Origin of the sequence: Aureispira sp. CCB-E (genome assembly GCF_031326345.1) — a bacterium.
Lineage (GTDB): Bacteria > Bacteroidota > Bacteroidia > Chitinophagales > Saprospiraceae > Aureispira.
On the sequence record NZ_CP133671.1, the window covers coordinates 6,678,503 to 6,700,742 of the forward strand.

Here is a 22,240-nt window from a genome sequence, read left to right on the forward strand (position 1 = left end):
ATGTGGTTTTAAGAATTCATAGACCATTGCTGTTTAGTCATTGACCAATTTTAATATATCTATTCCACCCCAATTTCCAGAACTCATCAGTAACAAGTTCGACTCTTGAGCAGCAATGTCTTTTTCCAATTGATGTTTGAGAGCTTGTTCATCTGTAAAAACAATCAAATTAGGATGAAAAAAAGCCTCTTCGACTTGTGCAGGTTCAATATTCTTTAACTTTTTCATACGAATAGTATGCGGGTTATAATACACATAGGCTACATCTGCGGCTCCCATGCTACCCAAATATTCATCTAAAAAATCAACATTTAGAGAGCTAAAGGTGTGCAACTCTAACACGGCAACCAATGAACGATTTTTATATTGCTGCTTAACTGCATTAATCGTTGCTTTAACTTTAGAGGGAGCGTGTGCAAAATCTTTAAAGATAACTTGTTTTTCTTTTTTAGACAAAATTTCTAAACGCTTAGCTGCTCCTGAAAATGCCTGAATCGCTTCTAATATTTGCCCGTCATTGAGTCCCAACTCTCGGCAAACCATGCGGGCTGCTTGAAAGTTTTGCAAATTGTGCTTTCCAAATATTTGCAAGGGGATTCCTACAACACCTTCTTTAGCCAATTGATAATTATAATCGACATCTAAATAAGTTTGATGATTTTCGATATGATGTGCTGGTGTATCATAAGCAATTACCTGTGCAGGAGCATATCCCGCAATCTTTTGAAGCTGTTTATCTTCCTTATAATAGATTAAAGTACCATGCTGCAAAATCGTTTTAACAAACTTTTTAAATTGCTTTTTGTACTTTCTAAATGTTGGAAATACATTGATATGATCCCATGCAATTCCTGTTAAAACCGCAATGTGTGGATAGTAATGTAAAAACTTTGGTAGAGTATCAATCGGAGACGACAAATATTCATCTCCTTCTATAACAATCAAAGGTGCATCAGATAACCGCACCATCAGTTCAAAACCATCCAATTGAGCACCAACGGCATAATCAAAATCAATTTGGTGATACTTGAGGATATGCATAATCATAGATGTGGTCGTCGTTTTTCCATGACTTCCACCAACAACTACCCGTTTTTTTTGTTGACTTTGTAAGTAAATATACTCAGGATAGGAGTAAATTGTCAATCCTAACTCTTGTGCTTTTAACAATTCAGGGTTATTAGATCTAGCATGCATGCCTACAATGACAGCATCTAAGTCGGGTTGGATACGCGCAATATCCCACCCCATTTTAGAAGGCAATAATCCAGCTTTTTGTAGTCTTGAGCGAGACGGGTCATATATTTCGTCATCGGAACCTGTTATTTGATATCCTTTTTGTTTTAAAGCCAAAGCTAAATTGTGCATCAATGCACCTCCTATGGCTATAAAGTGTATTTTCATTTGATTATTTTATTACATTACTTCGTGGGAAAATCGCATCCGTTCACTCCCTAAGATCGTTTACTTGTTTTATGTGTTTGGTTCTCTTAGTTAACTATGCTGCTACTATGCTAATTCTTCGCAACTGACTATCAAAAAGATACCTTTCACTTCTAAATTTTTCAGAAATTGATAATCATAAAACAAACAACGTTCTTAAGCATACAAATTAATTATGACACGACCTACGTTTTGTCATCGTGTTGACTACTAAAGCTATCTTTTTTTTGATAAAAATGAAATTTATGCCTTAGAAATATTAGAGATAATCATAATAAAGTTGAATTGTTCGGCTTTTTTTATTTTTAAACAATAACTTATTGCTAAATATCCATTCCATTCACTCTTTTACATACCTTACTACTATGAAATCTTGCCATACAGAAGTTATCATCAATGCTCCTGTCTCCAAAGTTTGGGACATTTTGTTGGATGTAGAACGTTACCCAATCTGGAATCCATCTATTCTCAAAACGTGGGGCACATTAAAAGAAGGGCGATTGATATTTGCTCATGTAGCCCCACTCCAAGCAATTGTTCCCATACAAATTACGAGTCTAAAAAAGGAAAAAGAATTGATCTGGAAAGGCACTCTTCTTAGCCCATCAATTATAAAAGGAGCGCATTATTATCGACTTCAAGCACTCGACAAGGAACAAACGCTATTGCAGCATGGAGAAGAATTTACGGGTAGTATGAGTCGTTTCATTCCTAGTCTGATGTTATCCAAGCTGAAAGCTAGTTATCAATATCACAATCAAAAATTAAAAATTATTGCAGAACGAGGAAATAAATAAAATGATAGAATAGAGTGTATTGTTTTTTGTATTTTTGTTGTCTTGTTTTGAATGAGTAGTTCACTGCTCTCTTATCAATAGTTCGTTGAAACCACGCAGTAGCAGCGAAGCTAACTACTACTCTTATAAAAGCAACGAACTATTGTTGAATTAGAATACAATCTTATGAAGTGGCTTAATGCTGTTATAAAAACTGGATTCAACCTGAACTTGCGTCATGTGCAAAAAAGCATAGAACATCCCGAAACTACGCAACAAAAGGTCTTTGAGCAATTAATTCGCCAGAGTTCTAAAACAGAATTTGGTCGGCAACATGATTTTGCCTCAATTGCTTCTATTCAGCAACTTCAAGAACGGGTTCCTATACAGAGTTACGAGGAGATCAAGCCTTATATTCAGCAAATGATGGCAGGAACGCCCAATATCTTAGTTCCTGGTAAAGTAAGCTACTTTTCAAGGTCGTCAGGAACAACGAGTCACAAAAGCAAATACATTCCTGTCCCTTACAACAACCTAAAACATTGCCATCTAAAAGGAGCCCATGATGCTGTCTCCATTTGGTTTCACAACTATCCTCAATCAAAATTATTCGATGCCAGTCGAGCAATCATTATGGGAGGAGAAATAGGACTTTTTAATTCCCAAGCATCGACCTATGTAGGAGATGTTTCTGCTATTATGTTGAAGCATTTACCATTTTATGCCGCTTACTTTTTAACCCCCAATATTCCTACTGCCCTACTCCCCGATTGGGAAGAAAAAATTGAACGAATTGCTCAAGTTGCGGTTCATCAAAACATCACCAATTTAAGTGGTGTACCGACTTGGACACTCGTCTTATTAAGACGCATCTTAGAGTTATCTGGAAAAAGTCATCTAACAGAAGTTTTTCCAAACTTTGAATTGTATGCACATGGAGGCGTTGATTTTGCCCCTTATCGTTCTCAATTTGAAGCCCTTTTTCCTGGCAATAACGTGCAGTATAGAAATACGTACAATGCTTCTGAAGGTTTTTTTGCTACCCAATTTTCTGAAAAAGACAATGGAATGCAAGTGCTTTTAGACAATGGCGTTTTTTATGAATTTGTCCCCCTTCAAGAATTACATCAAGAATGCCCCAAAACCTATACCATAGCAGAAGTTCAAACAGGCATCAACTATGCCCTATTAATCAGTACTAATGCAGGACTTTGGCGCTATTTGATTGGCGACACGGTTCAATTTACCTCTATTTACCCTCACCATATTCAAATTACAGGACGAACAAAGCAATTCATCAATGTATTTGGTGAAGAGGTAATGGTCTGGAATGCAGAAAAAGCACTTGCTCGCACTTGCCAACAAACACAAGCTCAAATTGCAGAGTATACAGTTGCTCCAATTTTTTTGTCGGATGACAATAAGGGGGGACACGAATGGCTTATTGAATTTGAAAAGCTACCTAATAACATCCTTCAGTTCAAACAGCTTTTAGATCAGAATTTACAACAACTTAATTCCGATTACGAAGCCAAACGCTACAAGAATATTGCCCTTCAAGAATTAGAATTAAAAGTAGCCCCCAAAGGAACTTTTCATAATTGGCTGCGCTCAAAAGGCAAATATGGTGGTCAAAATAAAGTACCTAGATTGTCTAATCAGCGCCAATATTTGGAAGAAATATTAACTTTTATTCCTTCTGAATTTTCTTCCTTTTAACTCATTAGTAGCAGGAAAGTTATTATAAAAATGGAACGCTTAAACAAATTTAACAGCCTTTTGTTCACCCCTTCCATCACTAATGTTGTCAATTAACGACTCTTTAACTTTCCTTGTTGTAAGAAATTAGCTAAAATAGCGTATAATTGTTATTACCAATCACCTCAACAGCTTACCAACAAGCAACAAAAAAGATTGACACCTTATTTATTCCCTCCTTGGTCAATAAATTTTAATTTTAATTCAAACCATATATGATTGTTACTTATTTTTCGATACTAGCACTTAGTCTCAGTTTTATTATCGTTATAATTATTGGTGGTGCTATTGCTTCCAGAAAATGGGAACTCAGTTTACTTTCTGTAAGTTTTATTTCTTTTCTTTCGGTTGGTATTTATTTAGCAACAGGCTATTGGGCTGCAAATTTATTAACGCCAATGGCAGGGATTACCATAGTTGGATTGATTGGGCTATTTGAGGCAACGATTGGTTTAAAACTAGCACAAAAATTCAAAACCAATGTAAAAAGTTTGGACGTAGAAATGCAAAGTTTTTTGGACAACAATACAACACTTCCTCCCAATTTGGTTCTTCCAATGGTCTGCGTCTACCTCTTTATTGGATGGCTAGGAACTTCTTTTGTATAATTTAAACAATTGGGTGCCTAGCCAAAAATGTACTTAGTAAGTGAATAAAAGCCTCTGGTTTTTCCATCATTGGAGCATGCCCACACTGATCCAAAATATGTAGTTCAGATCCTTCGATTTTTTGATTAAAATCCTCTCCAACAAAAGCAGGGGTAATGGTATCGTTTTTGCCCCAGATTAGCAAAGTTGGTGTTTTAATCTTGTGTAACTCATGCTCCAAGTTGTGACGCATAGCAGATTTAGCTGTCAAAACAATGTTTAAGCCTTTGGTGGGTGTATTGACAATTTCAAAAATATCGTCAATCAACGCCTTGGTTGCAACCTGCGGATCATAAAATGTTCGTTGTGCCACATCTTTGACAAATTCGTAGCTTTGACGACGAGGAAACGAATCTCCTAGTGCATTTTCAAAAAGCCCAGAACTTCCTGTCAACGTAAGTGTTTTTACCAAGTCAGGATCTTTTAAGGTCATTAACAAACCAATATGCCCTCCCAATGAATTGCCAACAAGGTGAATAGATGTATGCCCTTCTTCCAAAATAAACTCATGCACATGCTCCATCAAAGCATTCATAGAAATTTCTCGTCTAGGGAGTTCAAAAATGGGCAATAAAGGAACAATTAATTTGTACGTTGATTTTAATCCAGTAATCAATGCGCCATAATTCCCCATTGAACCAAACAAACCATGCAATAAAACAATCACTTCGGTTCCTTGACCTTCTTCAATATACTTAAACTTGCCTTTTTGGCGGATGGGATATTCCATAAATTTATATCAGTAATAATCGGTTGATGCTTATTTTATATTCCAAAGACTATAATCCGAAACAGATTCCAACGCAATTGCTTCTTCTCTAGTTAGGTCAGGAAAAAAATCTAAATTGGTATACGTTTCTACTAAATCTATTGTTGTCACAAATCGTTCTAGGGGTTGATTTATTGTTTTATTCTTAAACATAAAGGCAATTGCCTTTTTTTCTGGTCCTTCATAATCCATTATTATCTTAAAAAAACCTCTAGGAATTGTTGGTCCAGTTGCACTAATACGATCAGCTCGCTCTATTGTTTTTTTTAACAAAGGTCCAGTAATAACATAAAGACGTTTTTCCTTTTTTGCCCATTTTCGCACTTTTCCTTCTAATTCTTTCCAAATACCTCTATTAAACTCTGGAACTTGAGGAGATACATTTGTCATATAGAAGCTTTCTGACATAGCTCGTTCGTTGAAATCCATGTCATGCGCGGGAACTAAATGCCCTCTGTCATATCCAGAATTACTATAATCTGAATGGCTTGCTTCTGCTCTTACATTAGGATCAGATCTAAAACTTTGTCGTTCCTCTCGGTCGCTCAAATCCAATCGAGCGCCCAACAATTCATAAGCGACCCATTCAGCATTTTTGTGCTGATTAGAATATGAAATCGTGTAATATTGATAATGAACCAATTGATCACCTAGTTCTTGTGTTGGCAAGTAATTAAGCGTCCCGACAGGCAAATCATCTTCAATTTCTCGAACGTCTACTACTTCCTTATAGTCGTCTTCTGGTCCATAAGTTGGTGGTTCGATTTTTGCATCATTGCCAAAGGGATTGTTTCCCATTATCAAAACAAAAACACCCGACACTCCAGCAACCAACAACAATACAATTTTACTTATTCCCTTCATAATTATAATTTTATTACATGAAATATTGATTTAAAATTGTAGGTCAAATACTTTCGTTAAGTGTTTCTAGCGGTAAAGGTAATAGAGAATATGAAATTAGACAAAAATAGCTCCTTACATTTTTATATTTGCCTAGAAGCTCTTTCTTCTTTCATTTTAAAACTGTATCTTAGACAATAGTAGTTTGCTGATTACTTCGTGAGCGCTGCGCTTTTAGTTAGCTGCGCTGCTACTACGTGGTACTTCGTGAGCGCTGCGCTTTTAGTTAGCTTTGTTACTCCCTGTGGTCGTGAACCAACAAGCTGGTTTTGTTACTCCCTGCGGTCGTGAGCTCGGTTCGCTTAGTTCTTTACTTTTTTAGCTTGCTATGCTCGTGAGATTGCAAGCTTAGTTAACAAAAAGACAAAAAATCACATTTATATTGGATTGGCGATCAATTTTTTATTAAAAACACAATAAAACAACAATTTACTGATTATCAAACACGTAGCACACGCAAAGTAATTTAAGAAAATTCATCAACAAACAATTGAGCCCAATTAATCTCCACTTAATTTTACATAATACTTCGTGATTTTTTTCGTTTTTTATAAAAAAAAAGCAGCATCTTTGCATCAACTGCAAAGCATTCTCAAAGTAATTTGATTAATACGATTTAGCTACGCTGCTACTGCGTGGTTTCGACGAAGTATTGTTTATAAATAACGTAGTTGCAGGGCATAAATTCCCAAAGAGGCAACTACATAAATCTATCATTAACAGCGCATTCTTCTAAATAACTAAAAGATGAAAGATACGTTCTTAAAATTAATAATGCTCTTAGTAGTTAGTAGTATTATTTTAGGAGGTTGCCAACCTAACGATGCCTCTCTAGATACTATTAATGATTCTGGCGTTTCGTTTACAGATACCATTCAAACACGTGATTTGCCTCAAAAGCGCTTTTCAGTAAAAGAGGCATTCCTTAAATTATCCTCAGATGAGTTGCTACTAGATGGTTTGCAAAATATGTCTATCGCTGAACGAAAAACATTGCTCCAATCAAAAGAAACAGCCAATTATACAGTCAATTGGATTGGTAATTATCTGCAAATAACCGAAAAACCTAGTAATCCCGATGATGTCTTTGAGCAAGTGGAACAAATCCGTTTAGCCATTTTCAATTCCTTAAAACAACGCAATGTCCTCTTTGTTTCGCAAGAGCTAATTGATGAAAGTCGTCAAAACTTACATGTTATGCAACAAGACTTTTACCAATTCAAACATCAACGTTGGGAAGATATTAACCAACAATTGCCCTTAATTACAACAAAAACTTTTTTGGAAAACGATGCCAAAACGTTCAGTCCAGAGGATTATTTTTATTTCGAACCCAATCCTTTAGACATCAACTACCTACAAGCTATTTTGATTCATGAAAAGTACCCGAATAAAAATGAAGTGGCTAGCAAAGAAGCTTATAAAGTTGCTCTAGTTTGGAATGGCGATGAATTTATATTAGACCGTCAGTCTATGGTGCATTATAACATTAGTGAGCATCACCCCCACTAAAGAAAGTTCTGGAATTTAAAAATTATTCAAAATAAGGCGTCATTCTTAAGCAATTAAATACTTATCAAAATCTTAAAACGCAATAATTTCAAAGTATCTATCACAATAAGTTTGTATTTTGTGGTAGTCACCCGCTAATTATCTATATTTATTCGTTGTTATTTAGAATCAATAGTTCGTTGAAAAACTTTATTAGTTTACTTCGTGAGTGCTGCGCAGTTGATAATTAACAAGTTATGCTTTCATTGTGTTTGTGTTAAAATTTTGATTATCAAACTAATATAAATGTGCTTTTTTATCTTTTTAGTAAAAAAGTAAACAACTAAGCGATAGCGATCTCACGACCGCAGGGAGCTAATCAACGAACTACTATTAGAATAGTACTTCGTGGACTTTTCATCATATTCCAAATGAGCAAAATAGAAAAGCAACATCAGTACGTATTGGTAGCAGATAACCAATAACACCATTATATTATATAGCAAACGATTGAAATACAATTGAAAATTCATTATGAAAAAATACTTTATTCCGCTTTTGGCAGCGACTTTATTAGCTAGTTGCTCTGACACAACAAATCATACTACAGAAACAACAGATCAAGCCGCTACTTCGGTTTCAACATCTACTACAACTAAAAAAGCACCGCCTAAAATTGTGGGTACGCCAACCACTATAAAAGGATCTGTTCAAGGTTTGGAAGAGGGTACAAAAATATTTTTTGATAAAAAAACACTAGATGCTACCGATGTGGTTAGTTCTACCAAAATAGATGCTAGCGGTAATTTTGAAATCAATACCGGTCTTCAAAATCCAGGCATTTATCGCATACGCTTGGGGGCAAAACCCGTCTATATGTTGTTAAACGGAGGGGAAAATGTAACACTCAATGCCACTATGAATGGTAGAAATATCGAAACATATGATGTAACTGGTGGATTGTATGTCGAAGATATGGCAACATGGTCTGCTGATTTAGATAATGGCAAAATCAAGCAATACATAGAAACAACAGAAGAAGACAAACCTTTGTTGCATCTTTATCTTGTAGAAAAACTAGATTTGGCCGCCAATATAAAAGCTTATAAAAAGGTATTGGCATCATTGCAAAACACTTATCCTAATGACCTATATACCAAGCAATTTAACTCAAAGGTATTGTCTATGGAAGCGAAACTAAAGGCTCAACCTGTTGCTGTAGGTCTTGAGGCTCCTGAAATCAACCTTCCCAATCCTGATGGCAAAAAAATGTCTTTATCTGCTCTAAAAGGTGATGTGGTCTTGCTTGATTTCTGGGCAAGTTGGTGCCGCCCTTGTAGAATGACGAATCCTCATGTGGTAGAACTGTACAAAAAGTACCACAAAAAAGGATTTGATATTTTTAATGTTTCTCTAGATGGTTTGGATGATAAACGCCTTGCTGCATATCAAAACAATCCTGATATGGTTGCTAAAGCCATGGAACTTGAAAAAGAGAAATGGAAAGCTGCAATTAAGGCGGATAAGTTAACTTGGAAAAATCATGTTTCGGAGCTAAGAAGCTGGAGTAGTCCTATTGCTGCGACTTATGGTGTCAATTCTATTCCTAAAACTTTCTTAATTGATAGAAAAGGTGTTATTCGTTATCAAAACCTTCGTGGACAGGCTTTAGAAGATGCCATCAAAACATTGCTTGCAGAAAAATAACTGCCTAAAACAGCCTCCTTACTAATCGGTTTTGTTTATAGGTTTTTGCCCCTGAAGTTGTTTTAAATGGAGTCTTTATTTAAAACAACTTCATTCCAAAACAAATCTGAAATTGCTCATAACGTATATTAAAGAATAGTTGGTTAACTTTTTTTACAGTTGTTATTGCTACTACTTTTAAGATTCCCCTTTAAAATTGATCTTAAGAAGACATAGCATAATTCGTGGATTAATATGGTAGGTAAGTTTTCTATTATGATTATAATATATACCTACTTATTAAAAACATGCTACTACATCTAATAATTGGCAGCTTCAAAAGGCGTTCTTAGAGCTTTCGAAGCTATTAGTTTATAGATTTTTATAAAAGTAACTGTATTTTAATTGTTAGGTTCTATTTTTTTTTCTACCTTTGCACGGCGTTTTCAGAAAAAACTATATCAATGAAAGCTCTTAAATCATTCACCATAAATTTTGCTAGTTTAGCTGATGGTGAGCATTTATTTGATTATCAAATAAATAACAAGTTCTTAAAACATTTTGAAGCAGCCTTGGTACAAGAAGGAGATGTTGATGTGAAATTATCCTTAACTAAATTTTTGGATAGTTTGGAATTTAACTTCGAAATTCAGGGTACTGTCCTTACGGCTTGCGATGTCTGTGCAGAAACATTTGATTTTCCAATTGAAGGAACAGATCAAGTACTTGTCAAAATAGTTCACGAAATTCCAGAACAAGAAGATGAGTTTAATATCATCTATCTAAAAGAAGGAACAAGTTCTATTAATATTGCAGAGATGCTTTACGAATTATTAATGTTGAGTATCCCTATGCGCACAGTACATCCAGTTGATAATGATGGAAACTATACTTGTGATCCAGCTGTTCTAAAATATTTAGAATCGAATGAAGACACCGAAGCTTCTGACGAAGAAGCCAATGAGGGTGACAGCATAAACCCAATATGGGACGAGTTAAAAAAATTAAAATAATAACGTTTAAATAAAATAAGAAGATGGCACATCCGAAGAGTAGAATATCAAAGCAGCGTAAACGCAAACGTCGTACTCACTACAAGATTACAGCTCCTCATGTTGTTAGTTGTAGTAACTGTGGTGCTCCTACATTGAGACACCGTATCTGTGAAGCTTGCGGTTCTTACCGTGGTCGTACAATCCTTAACAAAACAGAACCTGTTGTAGAGGACGTTGAAAACACAATCGACGACGTAGAAGTAGAAGATTAGTATTAGGTAGCTTCGCCACCTTAGTGGGAACCAATGTGGCTATCTGATTATCTTTAATATAGATAACTCTTATTCCTTATCAAAAAGGGGTAAGAGTTTTTCTATTTGTTATTGGGTCGAATAAAGGGAGGTCAATTTTCTTATTTTGGCATGAGCTTTGCTTTAAATAACTAAACATTCAAACAATTAAATATTTGATAGTCCTATTTCATTTCAACCCAAAATAGTTTAGTTGTACTACTATTCTTTCCCTAATATCTTTCTTTTCCAAATTTTTCTAGGAATGTATGCCGCTGAACAACAAATGCAAAACTAGCCTCCACTAGTTTTGCATTTCTAATTGTAACAATATTTTTTTCTGAATGGTTACGAACTTCTTACAATCACAATGCAATAGCACTCCCATCTAAATTCCATGCTGCATCAATGGGAATTCCCAGGTGACTGTAAATAGTAGGGGCAATATCAACTAGTTCTGGTGAAGTTGGCAAAACGCCAGGATTTGCAGTATTTTTAGTTCTAAAAATACCAAAGACTTGTGTTACCTCTGTCGCATTATCATCGTGAGTTCCCTCTATAGTTCCTCCGTGGTCGGTGCTGACTACAACCAACCAATCTTCGTTATTATCTCGCTCTCGTTGGTAAATAGCTTCTAAGATAGGTTTTAGATGCGCATCCACTTGCTCTATTGCCTCTATGTATTGAGGAATACTAGGATGAAATCCTCGGCTATGACCAGCATGGTCTACACCATCAAAATGCGTAAAAACAACATCCATATTACAATCATTAAGATAGTTGGTCACCGCATCTCTTACCTGTTGATCTTCGTCATAATCTCTTAATACAGCATTACATGGACTAATAATTTCATCATTAATAGCAGCATAATGAACAATTGAAGCCGTTTTAAAGCAAGTATTCGCCTCTTTGATTCGGCATAAAAAGGAAGGATACTGTCCATATTTCTTTCCTTGATAAAAATTATCCAACACGCCATGTTTCGCAGGCCAAACTCCTGTTAACAAACTAGACCACCCTGAACCACTTGAAGGGTAATCTACACCTCTATTTAGGGTCCAGCTATATCGGCTAGCAGCAATTAGTTGATCTAAATTTGGGGTATTAGCTGCTTGCAAGGCATCCGAACGACAACCATCTATTCCTATTACCAAAACCCTTTTGATATGCTGAAGATTATCATTGGCACAAGCTTCGGAACACTCTGCTACGGTTGTTTTTTCACAGGCACTAAATCCTATCATTATTAAGAAGAAAAACACTCCTTCAATTTGTTTAAATAAGGGAATAAACCGTTGTTGCATATCCATTTAGTATTATTGGTGATGAATTTAATAGCGACTCAAAACTCCTTACAAGATACAATTTTCTAGCAACTATTGCAAGCACGAAACGACCACATTGATATGTCTACCATCTATCAAAAACGTCTTCCATCTAACAATTGATTAAAAGCATCCTTGTAAGTTTCACTAATGGGAATTCTCTTCTCCCCTATCTTAATTCGATTTCGCTCAATGCTTTCTATCTTATCCAAAGCAACGATATAGGATTTGTGTACACGAACAAATTGCTGTGCAGGCAAGTAATCCTCATAGGTTTTGAAACGTTGTAATGTCATTATGTTGCCTAGTTGAGTTACCAAGCGCAAATAATCTTTCATTCCTTCAATATAGAGAATGTCTGCTAAATTTACCTTCTCAACACGGTACTCTGTTTTAACAAAGATAAAGTCTTTTGTACTATTCGATTGTTGCATCAATTGATACTGAGTCTTTACTTTGTCTATGGCTTGAACAAAACGACGAAACGCATATGGCTTTAATAAATAATCGGCAACATTCAATTCATATCCTTTTAAGGCATAATCACTGTAAGCTGTCGTGATAATCACCTGCGCATTCGTTTGGGTACTTTCTAAAAATTCAATGCCTGTTAATGCCTCCATCTGAATGTCTAAAAAGATCAGATCAATGCTATTTCTAGCAATATAATCCATTGCCAATAAGGCATTGTCAAATGTTTTTAACAAATTTAACCCAGGCATTCGATTAACAAAAGCACTCAGCTTTTCGGTTGCCAAAGGTTCATCTTCTATAATAATACAATTCATCTTGTCTTAAATTAACGTAAACAAGTTAAAGGGAACTCCAATTGCACCACATACCAATCATCAGTTGAATGAATGCTCAAATTGTAATTCGAATTATAAATCAAGTTCAATCGTTTTTTGACCAAATCCAAACCAATGCCACTGTATTCCATTTTTTCTACTGTAGGGCGTTTCTTATATCTGTTCTTACACTGAAATAATAAGGCATCTTCTGTTATCGAAAAAGATACTTGCAAACCAGCATCACAAGATCGGTCACTGCTATGTTTAAATGCATTCTCAACAAAAGCAATGAATAGCATTGGTGCGATTCGAATGCCTTGAGGTTTTCCTACTACTGCAAAATGGACAAAGTGTTTATTTTTAATTCGGATGGTTTCCAAATCTATATAATTTCTAATAAATTGAATTTCTTCTGTCAGAGCAATTTTTTCAACATTGGAATCGTGCAACAAATAGCGCATTTGCTTGGACAACTGAATTAGAGTTTCAGAAGCTTTGTCGGGGTTAGTATAAATCAAAGCATCAATATTATTCAAGGTATTGAATAAAAAATGAGGATTGATCTGCGCTCTAAATAACGATAACTCACTTTGAAAATTAAAATGTTCCAATTCCTTTCTTTTCGTTCTTTCCTGAATATATTCCACAAATCCTTTTGCTCCCATTGACAAACCTAATCGAAACAACAACCATATGAACAATGTAATTTCTGCTCCTAACAAAAAATCTTTTTCTGTAAAACTAGTCGGATAAAAAAGCTGAATGATCAATAGTTCGCTTAGAAATAGCATCACAAATAATACGAGTGTTTTTGCAATTCCTTGTAATAAATTAGAGGAACGAAACAGCCATTTAAACACAAAAAAATAAAAAAGGTAAAAAGAAATGCCAAAAGAAAGGGTATTATACAACGCATCTGTCAATACGTAATGCATCGTTGCTTCAGGATAAAATGACCATATTAATTCTGGATATAACTTAAATAGGACAATAGACGTGCAACTTATTGGCAAGACAAATAGCAACCATAAAATGATATGGATTAAAATAATAGTTTGTTGTTTCATATTAAGCTGTTCGCAAGATATTGTTGAAACCCTTCTTTGTCGTCTACAAACAACAGTAAATCACTGCATTCTTTTTGTTTTCCAAATGTAGTAGTTATTTTGATTGGATGCTTAAATTTGAGCCATAAATTGGGAGTTTCTAATTCTCCTAGAGGCGAAAAACGAACAGCATTGGTTGTATCTTTTGTTCTATCATAATCCAGAACCTGTTCGATTTGCTCCAAAGGTATTTTAGCCTCACACAAGGTTCCATAAGCTAACCAAAGTACGGTTTCTTTTACCTCAAAAGGACGTTGAGGCATACTTTTAATCAAACTTAACACCTGAAAGCAAGTGTAAATACTCAATATCGTTAAGACCCAAGCTGCTGTTGTGCTCCATAAGCCTACTATAAAATGTAAGGCAATCGTTTCCACGATTAAAATCATTATCAACGCCCACAACAAGGCTATGCTACCACTTTTTTTATGATAAAAAAATTGATTTTGTTTTAATATTGGGGCTTGCCAACAAAAAAAACAATAGTAAGGAATACTCAATTCACTAGCGATGAAATAGCTCACTTTTTTAGGAAATAGCTGTTGACTGACATACAGTAACTTGGTATAAAAATCAGCCGCATCGCTTGCCTTATAGGCTTGCGACACCTTATAGATTCCGTATAGAATATAAATTAAAACGGCTAATTCTACAATAGGTAAAACATACCATTTAATAGCATTCAAGTAAACCTGTTGATCATCGGGCAAGATGTAATTTCCGACTACGACACCAATAAACAATATAGGTATAGCCGTTGTTTTAGGAATTTTTCGATTCCAGATTAACACCAAATAAAGCAAAGGAAATGTAAGAACCAAATCAGCAGTGATTCCTATTGATAAAGATGAGTCTAAAGGAAAGTACTTCGCAATCAAGATACTGCTTAAAAGCACTAAAAGCGGCAAAAAAATGATTAATGGAGCTGGTAAAGTATTATCTTTCATAGAAAATCCATTCGTTATATTATATTTATAGCAATAATTTTTACTAGACTGAAGTAGAGCATTTGACGAAGTCAATCAGAAAAAGATATTTTTGTAGGCATACCATTTCATTCGTAATCATGTCTACTATTTTAGTAGTTCGTTGATTTTTTACTTTTTTACCAAAAAGATAAAAAAACACATTTATATTAGTTTAATAATCAAAGCTTTAACACAAAACACAGTAAACTTACAACTTATTAATTATCAACTGCGCAGCACTCACGAAGTAAACTAATAAAGTTTTTCAACGAACTATTGCTATTTAAAAATAACATTTTAATGCGCTACCCCTTAGTATAATCTGCCAAATGAAATATTCTATCGACTACCTAGGACTGTGTTCCTTACATTGCTTTCGTTTTAAAGAGGGTTTTATTTGTTGTGGAGGTCGTTCGCATTAGATAATAGCTCTATCCAAACGAGAACAAAACGAGCAGAACAGATCAAAGGAGCGCTTAAAAATCATTAGATAATTACTAATATTTACACTAGATATTACCACACCATAAACAAACCATATATGCAATACTTTACCGAAGGATTCAACAATTTCTTTAAGGGGTTAGCCCCTAATAATAATAAAGATTGGTTTCATGAGAATAAAAAAACGTACGAGAAAGAAGTAAAAAAAGCCTTTGCTAAATTTTTAACCGATCTAATTCAAACAATTAAGGAACGATATGACCCTGAATTAGACCTAGAGGTTAAAAATGCTACTTTTAGAATCAACAGAGACATTCGTTTTTCAAAAGACAAAACACCCTATAAGCTACATGTCAGTGCTATCATCTCTAATGGCGGACGCAAAAATATGCAAATCCCAGGTATGTACCTCCAGTTTAGCGTAGGAGAACTTTGGCTTGGTGGTGGGATGTATCGTCCAGATAAGGAAAACTTGCAATTAATCCGAGAGCATATTGCTCGACATCCAGAAAAGGTGCGCCAACTCAAAGAAGATAAAAGATTCAAGGAAATTTATGGTGCCATTCAAGGAGAGCAAAACAAGCGTATTCCTAAAGAATTTAAAGAAGCTCTAACAAAAGAGCCATTAATTGCGAACAAGCAATTCTATTTTATGGCTCAATACGAAGATGATGAAAGTATTTTACTCCAAGAAGATTTGATGGATTGGGTCTTAAAACACTATGAAGCAGGTAAAGCTTGGAATCAATTTTTCATAGACGCTATTTCTGTAGAACAAGACTCAAATCCAACTGATTGATTTGGCTGTTCATTAAGCCTTAACAATAGCCAGTTGTACTACTACTTCAATAAATCATTCTTTTTTCCATACTTTAAAACCTATTCCAACAATCATTATCAAAAATACTGTTATCAATATCCACCAATATTTCGTAACAGTATTTTTTTTGCTTAATTCGATGGCTTGATTGTTTCCTAACTGTATAAAAGAAGACCAAAAAGCGGGATGAGCATAAATACCTTCTACTTCCGACAGATAACGTTGTTTTGCGGCTCGAAGTGCGATTGATTTGCTGCTGCCTTGTTTTAAGTTTTCATAAAAATAGTGCATCACAATTGCCGTTGACTGATCATTAACTTGCCATAATGAAACAACCATTGCGGGTACTCCTGCATACATAAACGATCTAGCCAAAGAAGCAATACCATTGCCACGCTCAAACTTACCATATCCCGTTTCACAAGCTGATAAAACAACAAGATTGGCATTCAAGTTCATCTTAGAAATTTCATAAGCCTGCAAAAAATTATTCTCTAAGGTATCGTTGTTTTCGGTTAAAACTAGACTAGACAAAATAGGTGCTTTTCGATTCAGCACACCATGCATAGCTAAGTGAATAATACCATATTCGGAAGCTTTTTCTTTGAAAAAACGCTCATTTGCGTCTACCCCTGTCACGACATCACTTTCAAAAATCTTCGCCAAGGTATTCACTTCATTGATTGCAGCGGGCAAAGGACTAAGCATGCTTCTTTGCTGTTGATAAAAAGGCGATCGATGTCCTTTCGATGTCAAGGACTGCTTATAAACAGCAGCCATTGCCAATAATTTATCGTTGTTGGAGCGCTCTGATTTACTCAAGTTTTCTTTCCACAACGTTGCGGAATAGTCGTAGCTAATTGCATAATCGTTCATTAAATAATGCAATGATTTATAACCTTGTTGGTTTGCACTATTTTCTACCAAAAAAGTTTCAAAAGGGAGGTGTCCTAATTCTCTATCTGTAACCAATACCAATTGGTCAATCTTATCCTTTCCACTTAATACTGCTTTCAACAAGTTTTCATAAAACCAATACGCTACATCGGTATATCTTCGGAAAGCTCGTTCTGGGGCTTTTAATAAAATTTGGTAATCACTCAAAGTATGGTGCAATAATCCGATTTTAGAAGATAACGTTTTATAAGATACAGGAAGTGTATACAGTTCAAATTGTTGTTGATCGATATAAAATACCGTGATCATTGAATCCGAAACACTGTATTCTAACAAGGCAGTTGTTGCATCTAAATTTGCCTGCACCTCCTCAATTGAAACAGTGGTAGCTGCATATTTAAGTTGGTTATATTTGGGATAATTGGCTTCTATATATTCTTTAAAAGCATTTTTCTCGAGAAATAAGTCGCTCAAATAAGTATAAATTTCTTGTCGCTCCTCTTCGGTAATATCATCCGACAAGTAAGCCTTGTAATCATCGTATTCTTTTTGTAATAATTGTTCTTTTTGAGCTAGAGAATCGGGCAAATCGCCAAAACTATACGCCTTTTCGGCTTGCAAGTCTCCAGTTAACAAAACCGATTTGTTTTTTTCTGCAAAATCAAATGCTTGTTTTTTGTATTGATTCCAATTTGGATGTGCTCGATGTTTTCCAATAGTCATAATTCCTTGCTCAGCCCAAGCTGTACTTTGAGTCAAGGTATACAATTTATCTTCTTCTGTACTGTATTCATTTCGGTGCCGTTCAAAAATAGTCATGACCATTTCTACTAGCATGAGCTGCTTTTGAAGTGCATCTTCGGTTGATTGTTCATCTAAAATACGCCAAATGATTTCTAAAGAAGTGTTTAAATCTACAAACGATAAGAAAGAATGTTTTAGAATTGTAGCACACCACGCCTTATCAATTTTGTCGTTTGAAAACAGAAAATCTCCATTGATTTCTAGCGTTTGAAAAGCATAATCCAATGCCTTAGAATAATTCCCCTTATTACAATAAATCTCAGCAATCCGATTCATCAAAATTAGATAACCAACATGTTGTTTTCCTCGAATATTTTCTAATAAAATAAGGGATTGATTGGCAAGCAACAACGATTGATCCCAGTCTTCGATCCCCAAATAAACAGAAGATAAGTGCGACAAATTTGTAGCATAGCTAATATGCTGATCATCAAATATTTTTAGAAATATTTGCTGTGCTTCTAAATATTTCTCTTTGGCTTTTTCAAAATTTCCTATCTCTTCATAATAAACCCCTAAATTGCTAATTGACCAAGCATAATCATAGCTATTACTCCCCATAAATTCTTTGGTCAAAGCAACTGTCTTAAGATAGTATTCTTCTGCCTTTTTGTACTGCTCCATGTCACTATAAAGAATCGCCAAACCAGAGTAAGCGCTAGAGATGTCATAAAAATTACCTAAGGATTCATTAGAAAAAATTTCTATCGCTTGCAAGAATAAGTTTTCGGTTTGCTCAAACTGCTCTAATGAATGGTAGAGAATTCCCATGTTTGTTAACAAAATTGCATAATTAGGGTGCGTTACTTGGTTATTCTCTTTAAAAATCTGTTGCGCTTCTAAATAAGCCGCTTCTGCCACAGCATACTCTCCTAAACTTTCGTGCAGCAAAGCCCAATTCATCAATACAGCGGTATACAATTCTGCACTCTTGTCCAATGTATATTGATCTAAGATCGATCGATACAATACTTTTGCTTCTTGAGGCTGTCCTAATATATCGTACAAGCTTGCCAAATTTGATTTTGCAGCAAAATAATCATATTCTTTTCTTGGCAAATGCATCTCGTAGACTCTAATCGCCTCTAAAGAATACGTTTCTGCAAGATCATACTCATCCAAATCAGAGTAAATCATAGAGGTTGTATTGACAACCAACGCATAATTAACACTCTCTTCTCCATAACTTCTTTCTATCATTTTTTTAGCCTCCAACGCATACGTCAAGGCTTCTTCTGGATTATCATTCAAATACAAAGTATAGGATAAATAATAGGCTGCTAAGCCTAACAAACTATCTCTCTGAGGTGACATTCCTTTTAGAGTTTTCCAACAAACGTAAGCATGTTGGTAAGCCTCTTCATAGCGACCTTCATCTATAGCTGATCGATACTGTTCATGCCCGTCGTGCAAAATTTTTTCTTGTTGAGCATGTAGTTGAAACGTAAGTATAGTAAATAGGAAGGATAGGACAAGATTTTTCATTGTACAATGAGTTTTGGTGCTAAAAGGGGAAGTTTTGATTTATCTTCAAACAACCAATAGTCCGCCTAACCTACTCTAAATTATTATTATCACAAGGTTCAGCAGTCGTTTTAGCGGACTATTGATTGTATTGATAAAGAATTATTGGGTAGATAATTCTGTGAAGTATTGATAAAAATATGGGATGGTTTCAATTCCTTTATAATAATTGAATAAGCCATAATGCTCGTTCGGAGAATGAATTGCATCTGAGTTCAAGCCAAATCCCATCAAGATAGTTTTTACACCCAACACCTCCTCAAACATAGCCACAATTGGAATAGATCCTCCCGAACGTTGAGGAATAGCCGATTTACCAAATGTTTTTTGATACGCTTTGTCTGCTGCTTGATAAGCAATTCCTGTTGTTGGCGTTACCACTGGCTCACCGCCATGATGTGGCGTTACCGTTACTTTCACAGAAGGAGGAGCTATTTTTTCAAAATGTGCTTTAAATAATTTAGTAATCGTTTCCGAGTCTTGGTTGGGAACCAAACGCATCGAAATTTTAGCATTAGCCTTCGAAGGCAAAACGGTTTTAGCACCTTCTCCGATGTAGCCACTCCAAATTCCATTCACATCCAAGGTTGGGCGAATCGAACCACGCTCTAAAGTTGTATATCCTGCTTCTCCTTGAACAGCATCTATATCCAAATGTTTTTTGTACTCTTCCAAAGAAAAAGGAGCCTTATTCATAGCCGCACGCTCTTCGTCTGAAACCGTTGCTACATCATCATAAAAACCATCTACCGTAATATGCCCATTTTCATCGTGCAAAGAAGCAATCATTTTTGCCAACACATTGGCAGGGTTCGCAACGGCACCTCCATAAATTCCCGAATGTAAGTCTCGGTTGGGACCAACCACCTCAACTTCTACATAACTCAATCCTCTCAATCCTGTACAAATGGAAGGGACATCATTGGCTATCATACCTGTATCCGAAACTAGGATGACATCACAAGCAAATTTTTCTGCATTTTTACGAATAAAAGGTCCCAAGCTTGGAGAGCCAATTTCTTCTTCTCCTTCTATCATAAACTTCACATTACAAGGCAAGGCATCATTTTTCATCATATTCTCAAATGCCTTAACATGCATATACATTTGTCCTTTATCGTCACAAGCTCCACGGGCAAAAATTGCTCCATCAGGATGGATGGCAGTTTTTTTGATGACAGGATCAAAGGGACCAGAGTTCCACAATTCGATAGGATCGGCAGGTTGAACATCATAATGCCCATACACACACACTGTTGGCAATTTGGGATCTATAATTTTGTCTGCATAAACAATTGGAAAACCATCCGTTTCGCAAACCTCAACATTGTCGGCACCTGCTTCTATCAACTTATCTTTAATAAAATTTGCTGTTCTCAAAACATCCGCTTCATAGCTCGAATCTGCGCTCACAGAAGGAATGCGCAACAAATCCATTAACTCCTCCAAGTAACGTTCTTTATTCGCTTCTTGGTAACTTTTCAACTGTTCCATTTTTTTCTTGATGTTTTTTTATTGCCTTAATCTAATAATAATAGTTAGCACTACGCTGCCACTTCGTGGTCGTTGATTCCTTTATCCAACCATTGCGAACACTTAGTTATTTCCTATACTACGTGGCTTCAACAAGCTATTACTTATAAACAAAGGCTATTATGAAAAATCAATTTCTGTATTATCTCCTATATTTAAACTCAAACTCAATCCCTTGATAGCTGCATCACTACCTATAATTGATTTTTGTAGTACAGCCTCTTCAATCATAGCATAACTACCAATGATAGAATTGCTTACAATAGCATAATTCAAGATAGAATTATCCCCAATACACACATTAGGACCTATGATTGAATTTTTAATTTGACAATTTTCGCCAATGCTCACGGGATGAACAATAATGGTATTTTCGAAGGCAGGAATGTCTTCTGAAGCATTTCCTTGCCGCCTCAACAACATGGCATTGGTATCTAGCAAAATATCTTTCTTTCCGCAATCGTACCAATTATCTACTTCAAATACCGTAAACTGCACCCCCATTTCAACCATTCTCATCAAAGCATCACTCAATTGATACTCATCAATTGTTAGAACATTATTGGTTACAATATATTGCAGTGCCTCAACCAAACTCTTGACATCTGATATTTTGTACAGTCCTACCAAAGCCATGTTTGACTTTGGAATTCTAGGTTTTTCTACCACCTTGTTGATATAACCGTTGTCTCCGATTTCTACTACTCCAAATTCTCTGGGGTCATCTACTTTTTTCACTCCCAAGCAAGAATTCGGCTGCTTCAACAAAACTTTTAAATCTCCCTCAAAAATGGTATCTCCCAATACGATCAAAATTTCTTCGGAGTCCTCAAAAGCATTGATTGCCATATACATAGCATGTCCTAAACCCAATCTGGCTTCTTGATATACAAAAGTTATGTCTAAATGAGGATACCGGTTTTCGATATAGTTCCTCATCTTATCCCCTAAATACCCAATGACCAGTATAAATTCTGTAATGCCTCCATCGGCAACTAACTGATCTATAATTGAAGCAATTAAAGGTTTTCCTGCCACTGGAATTAGTGGTTTGGGCTGCGTATATGTGTGTGGTCTTAAACGAGTTCCTACTCCTGCAACTGGAATGACTGCTTTCATTATTTATTTTGATTTTTTCATTCAGATACTCAAACAAGTCTTTGTAATCGGCAAGTACTGTCTCAGAAAGATGGACTATATGGCTATCAAACAAGGTAAGGTAGTTTCTTTTTGTTCTTTTAAGTCCTTTTTTTATATAACAGAAGAG

At 35.4% G+C, this 22,240-nt stretch carries 18 protein-coding genes; 8 read left to right on the top strand and 10 right to left on the bottom strand.

Features of this window, described 5'->3' with window-relative positions; translation table 11 throughout:
• Positions 1-33: 33 nt before the first annotated feature.
• On the bottom strand, positions 34-1,404 hold the full coding sequence (gene murC / locus QP953_RS25950; RefSeq protein ID WP_309553378.1) for a Mur ligase family protein: 1,371 nt from the start codon (positions 1,402-1,404) through the stop codon (positions 34-36).
• Positions 1,405-1,808: 404 nt separating this feature from the next.
• Between murC and QP953_RS25955 the strand changes: the two genes are divergently transcribed.
• The 3 genes from QP953_RS25955 (at position 1,809) to QP953_RS25965 (ending at position 4,585) form a co-directional block, all read left to right on the top strand.
• The gene (locus QP953_RS25955; protein ID WP_309553379.1) at positions 1,809-2,240 is read left to right on the top strand and encodes an SRPBCC domain-containing protein; all 432 of its coding nucleotides are present in this window, start codon (positions 1,809-1,811) and stop codon (positions 2,238-2,240) included.
• Between the two features lie 165 nt (positions 2,241-2,405).
• Positions 2,406-3,938, top strand: coding sequence for a GH3 auxin-responsive promoter family protein (locus QP953_RS25960; RefSeq protein WP_309553380.1), 1,533 nt, complete (start codon positions 2,406-2,408; stop codon positions 3,936-3,938).
• 254 nt (positions 3,939-4,192) lie between these two features.
• Complete coding sequence (locus QP953_RS25965; RefSeq protein WP_309553381.1) at positions 4,193-4,585, top strand: hypothetical protein; 393 nt, start codon at positions 4,193-4,195, stop codon at positions 4,583-4,585.
• 1 nt (position 4,586) lies between these two features.
• Here the strand turns inward: QP953_RS25965 and QP953_RS25970 are convergent, their stop codons facing one another.
• Together QP953_RS25970 and QP953_RS25975 are read right to left on the bottom strand one after the other, a co-directional pair.
• Entirely contained in the window at positions 4,587-5,354 is a 768-nt protein-coding gene (locus QP953_RS25970) for an alpha/beta fold hydrolase (protein WP_052598229.1), read from the bottom strand.
• 30 nt (positions 5,355-5,384) lie between these two features.
• Positions 5,385-6,257 (bottom strand): DNA/RNA non-specific endonuclease, encoded by an 873-nt coding sequence (locus tag QP953_RS25975; protein WP_052598230.1) that lies wholly within the window; start codon positions 6,255-6,257, stop codon positions 5,385-5,387.
• Between the two features lie 786 nt (positions 6,258-7,043).
• On the opposite strand from QP953_RS25975, the gene QP953_RS25980 reads away from it, so the two are divergent.
• From QP953_RS25980 to rpmF, 4 genes are all read left to right on the top strand, one after another.
• The gene (locus QP953_RS25980; RefSeq protein WP_052598231.1) at positions 7,044-7,808 is read left to right on the top strand and encodes a hypothetical protein; all 765 of its coding nucleotides are present in this window, start codon (positions 7,044-7,046) and stop codon (positions 7,806-7,808) included.
• A gap of 513 nt (positions 7,809-8,321) precedes the next feature.
• A complete protein-coding gene (locus tag QP953_RS25985) occupies positions 8,322-9,494 on the top strand; it encodes a TlpA disulfide reductase family protein (RefSeq protein ID WP_052598232.1) in 1,173 nt (390 codons plus the stop codon).
• 443 nt (positions 9,495-9,937) lie between these two features.
• Entirely contained in the window at positions 9,938-10,486 is a 549-nt protein-coding gene (locus QP953_RS25990) for a DUF177 domain-containing protein (protein WP_052598233.1), read from the top strand.
• A 23-nt stretch (positions 10,487-10,509) separates the two neighbouring features.
• A complete protein-coding gene (gene rpmF, locus QP953_RS25995) occupies positions 10,510-10,740 on the top strand; it encodes a 50S ribosomal protein L32 (protein WP_052598234.1) in 231 nt (76 codons plus the stop codon).
• Positions 10,741-11,123: 383 nt separating this feature from the next.
• Here the strand turns inward: rpmF and QP953_RS26000 are convergent, their stop codons facing one another.
• From QP953_RS26000 to QP953_RS26015, 4 genes are all read right to left on the bottom strand, one after another.
• Entirely contained in the window at positions 11,124-12,065 is a 942-nt protein-coding gene (locus tag QP953_RS26000) for an alkaline phosphatase family protein (protein WP_309553382.1), read from the bottom strand.
• 116 nt (positions 12,066-12,181) lie between these two features.
• Positions 12,182-12,874, bottom strand: coding sequence for a LytTR family DNA-binding domain-containing protein (locus tag QP953_RS26005; protein WP_052598236.1), 693 nt, complete (start codon positions 12,872-12,874; stop codon positions 12,182-12,184).
• 11 nt (positions 12,875-12,885) lie between these two features.
• A complete protein-coding gene (locus QP953_RS26010) occupies positions 12,886-13,944 on the bottom strand; it encodes a sensor histidine kinase (RefSeq protein WP_052598237.1) in 1,059 nt (352 codons plus the stop codon).
• Positions 13,941-14,930 (bottom strand): hypothetical protein, encoded by a 990-nt coding sequence (locus tag QP953_RS26015; protein WP_309553383.1) that lies wholly within the window; start codon positions 14,928-14,930, stop codon positions 13,941-13,943. The genes QP953_RS26010 and QP953_RS26015 overlap by 4 nt, the downstream gene beginning before the upstream one ends.
• A gap of 562 nt (positions 14,931-15,492) precedes the next feature.
• Between QP953_RS26015 and QP953_RS26020 the strand changes: the two genes are divergently transcribed.
• A complete protein-coding gene (locus tag QP953_RS26020) occupies positions 15,493-16,194 on the top strand; it encodes a DUF2461 domain-containing protein (RefSeq protein WP_052598239.1) in 702 nt (233 codons plus the stop codon).
• A 54-nt stretch (positions 16,195-16,248) separates the two neighbouring features.
• Here QP953_RS26020 and QP953_RS26025 read toward each other — a convergent pair whose 3' ends face one another.
• From QP953_RS26025 to QP953_RS26035, 3 genes are all read right to left on the bottom strand, one after another.
• A complete protein-coding gene (locus QP953_RS26025; RefSeq protein WP_309553384.1) occupies positions 16,249-19,401 on the bottom strand; it encodes a CHAT domain-containing tetratricopeptide repeat protein in 3,153 nt (1,050 codons plus the stop codon).
• A gap of 141 nt (positions 19,402-19,542) precedes the next feature.
• Positions 19,543-20,934, bottom strand: a complete 1,392-nt coding sequence (locus tag QP953_RS26030; RefSeq protein ID WP_052598241.1) for a dipeptidase — start codon at positions 20,932-20,934, stop codon at positions 19,543-19,545.
• A 159-nt stretch (positions 20,935-21,093) separates the two neighbouring features.
• Positions 21,094-22,092, bottom strand: a complete 999-nt coding sequence (locus tag QP953_RS26035; protein WP_052598242.1) for a sugar phosphate nucleotidyltransferase — start codon at positions 22,090-22,092, stop codon at positions 21,094-21,096.
• Positions 22,093-22,240: the final 148 nt, after the last annotated feature.

Coding starts and splice junctions, on each gene's coding strand:
- murC (WP_309553378.1), bottom strand. CDS start 1,404: ATGAAAATACACTTTATAGCCATAGGAGGTGCATTGATGCACAATTTA.
- QP953_RS25955 (WP_309553379.1), top strand. CDS start 1,809: ATGAAATCTTGCCATACAGAAGTTATCATCAATGCTCCTGTCTCCAAA.
- QP953_RS25960 (WP_309553380.1), top strand. CDS start 2,406: ATGAAGTGGCTTAATGCTGTTATAAAAACTGGATTCAACCTGAACTTG.
- QP953_RS25965 (WP_309553381.1), top strand. CDS start 4,193: ATGATTGTTACTTATTTTTCGATACTAGCACTTAGTCTCAGTTTTATT.
- QP953_RS25970 (WP_052598229.1), bottom strand. CDS start 5,354: ATGGAATATCCCATCCGCCAAAAAGGCAAGTTTAAGTATATTGAAGAA.
- QP953_RS25975 (WP_052598230.1), bottom strand. CDS start 6,257: ATGAAGGGAATAAGTAAAATTGTATTGTTGTTGGTTGCTGGAGTGTCG.
- QP953_RS25980 (WP_052598231.1), top strand. CDS start 7,044: ATGAAAGATACGTTCTTAAAATTAATAATGCTCTTAGTAGTTAGTAGT.
- QP953_RS25985 (WP_052598232.1), top strand. CDS start 8,322: ATGAAAAAATACTTTATTCCGCTTTTGGCAGCGACTTTATTAGCTAGT.
- QP953_RS25990 (WP_052598233.1), top strand. CDS start 9,938: ATGAAAGCTCTTAAATCATTCACCATAAATTTTGCTAGTTTAGCTGAT.
- rpmF (WP_052598234.1), top strand. CDS start 10,510: ATGGCACATCCGAAGAGTAGAATATCAAAGCAGCGTAAACGCAAACGT.
- QP953_RS26000 (WP_309553382.1), bottom strand. CDS start 12,065: ATGCAACAACGGTTTATTCCCTTATTTAAACAAATTGAAGGAGTGTTT.
- QP953_RS26005 (WP_052598236.1), bottom strand. CDS start 12,874: ATGAATTGTATTATTATAGAAGATGAACCTTTGGCAACCGAAAAGCTG.
- QP953_RS26010 (WP_052598237.1), bottom strand. CDS start 13,944: ATGAAACAACAAACTATTATTTTAATCCATATCATTTTATGGTTGCTA.
- QP953_RS26015 (WP_309553383.1), bottom strand. CDS start 14,930: ATGAAAGATAATACTTTACCAGCTCCATTAATCATTTTTTTGCCGCTT.
- QP953_RS26020 (WP_052598239.1), top strand. CDS start 15,493: ATGCAATACTTTACCGAAGGATTCAACAATTTCTTTAAGGGGTTAGCC.
- QP953_RS26025 (WP_309553384.1), bottom strand. CDS start 19,401: ATGAAAAATCTTGTCCTATCCTTCCTATTTACTATACTTACGTTTCAA.
- QP953_RS26030 (WP_052598241.1), bottom strand. CDS start 20,934: ATGGAACAGTTGAAAAGTTACCAAGAAGCGAATAAAGAACGTTACTTG.
- QP953_RS26035 (WP_052598242.1), bottom strand. CDS start 22,092: ATGAAAGCAGTCATTCCAGTTGCAGGAGTAGGAACTCGTTTAAGACCA.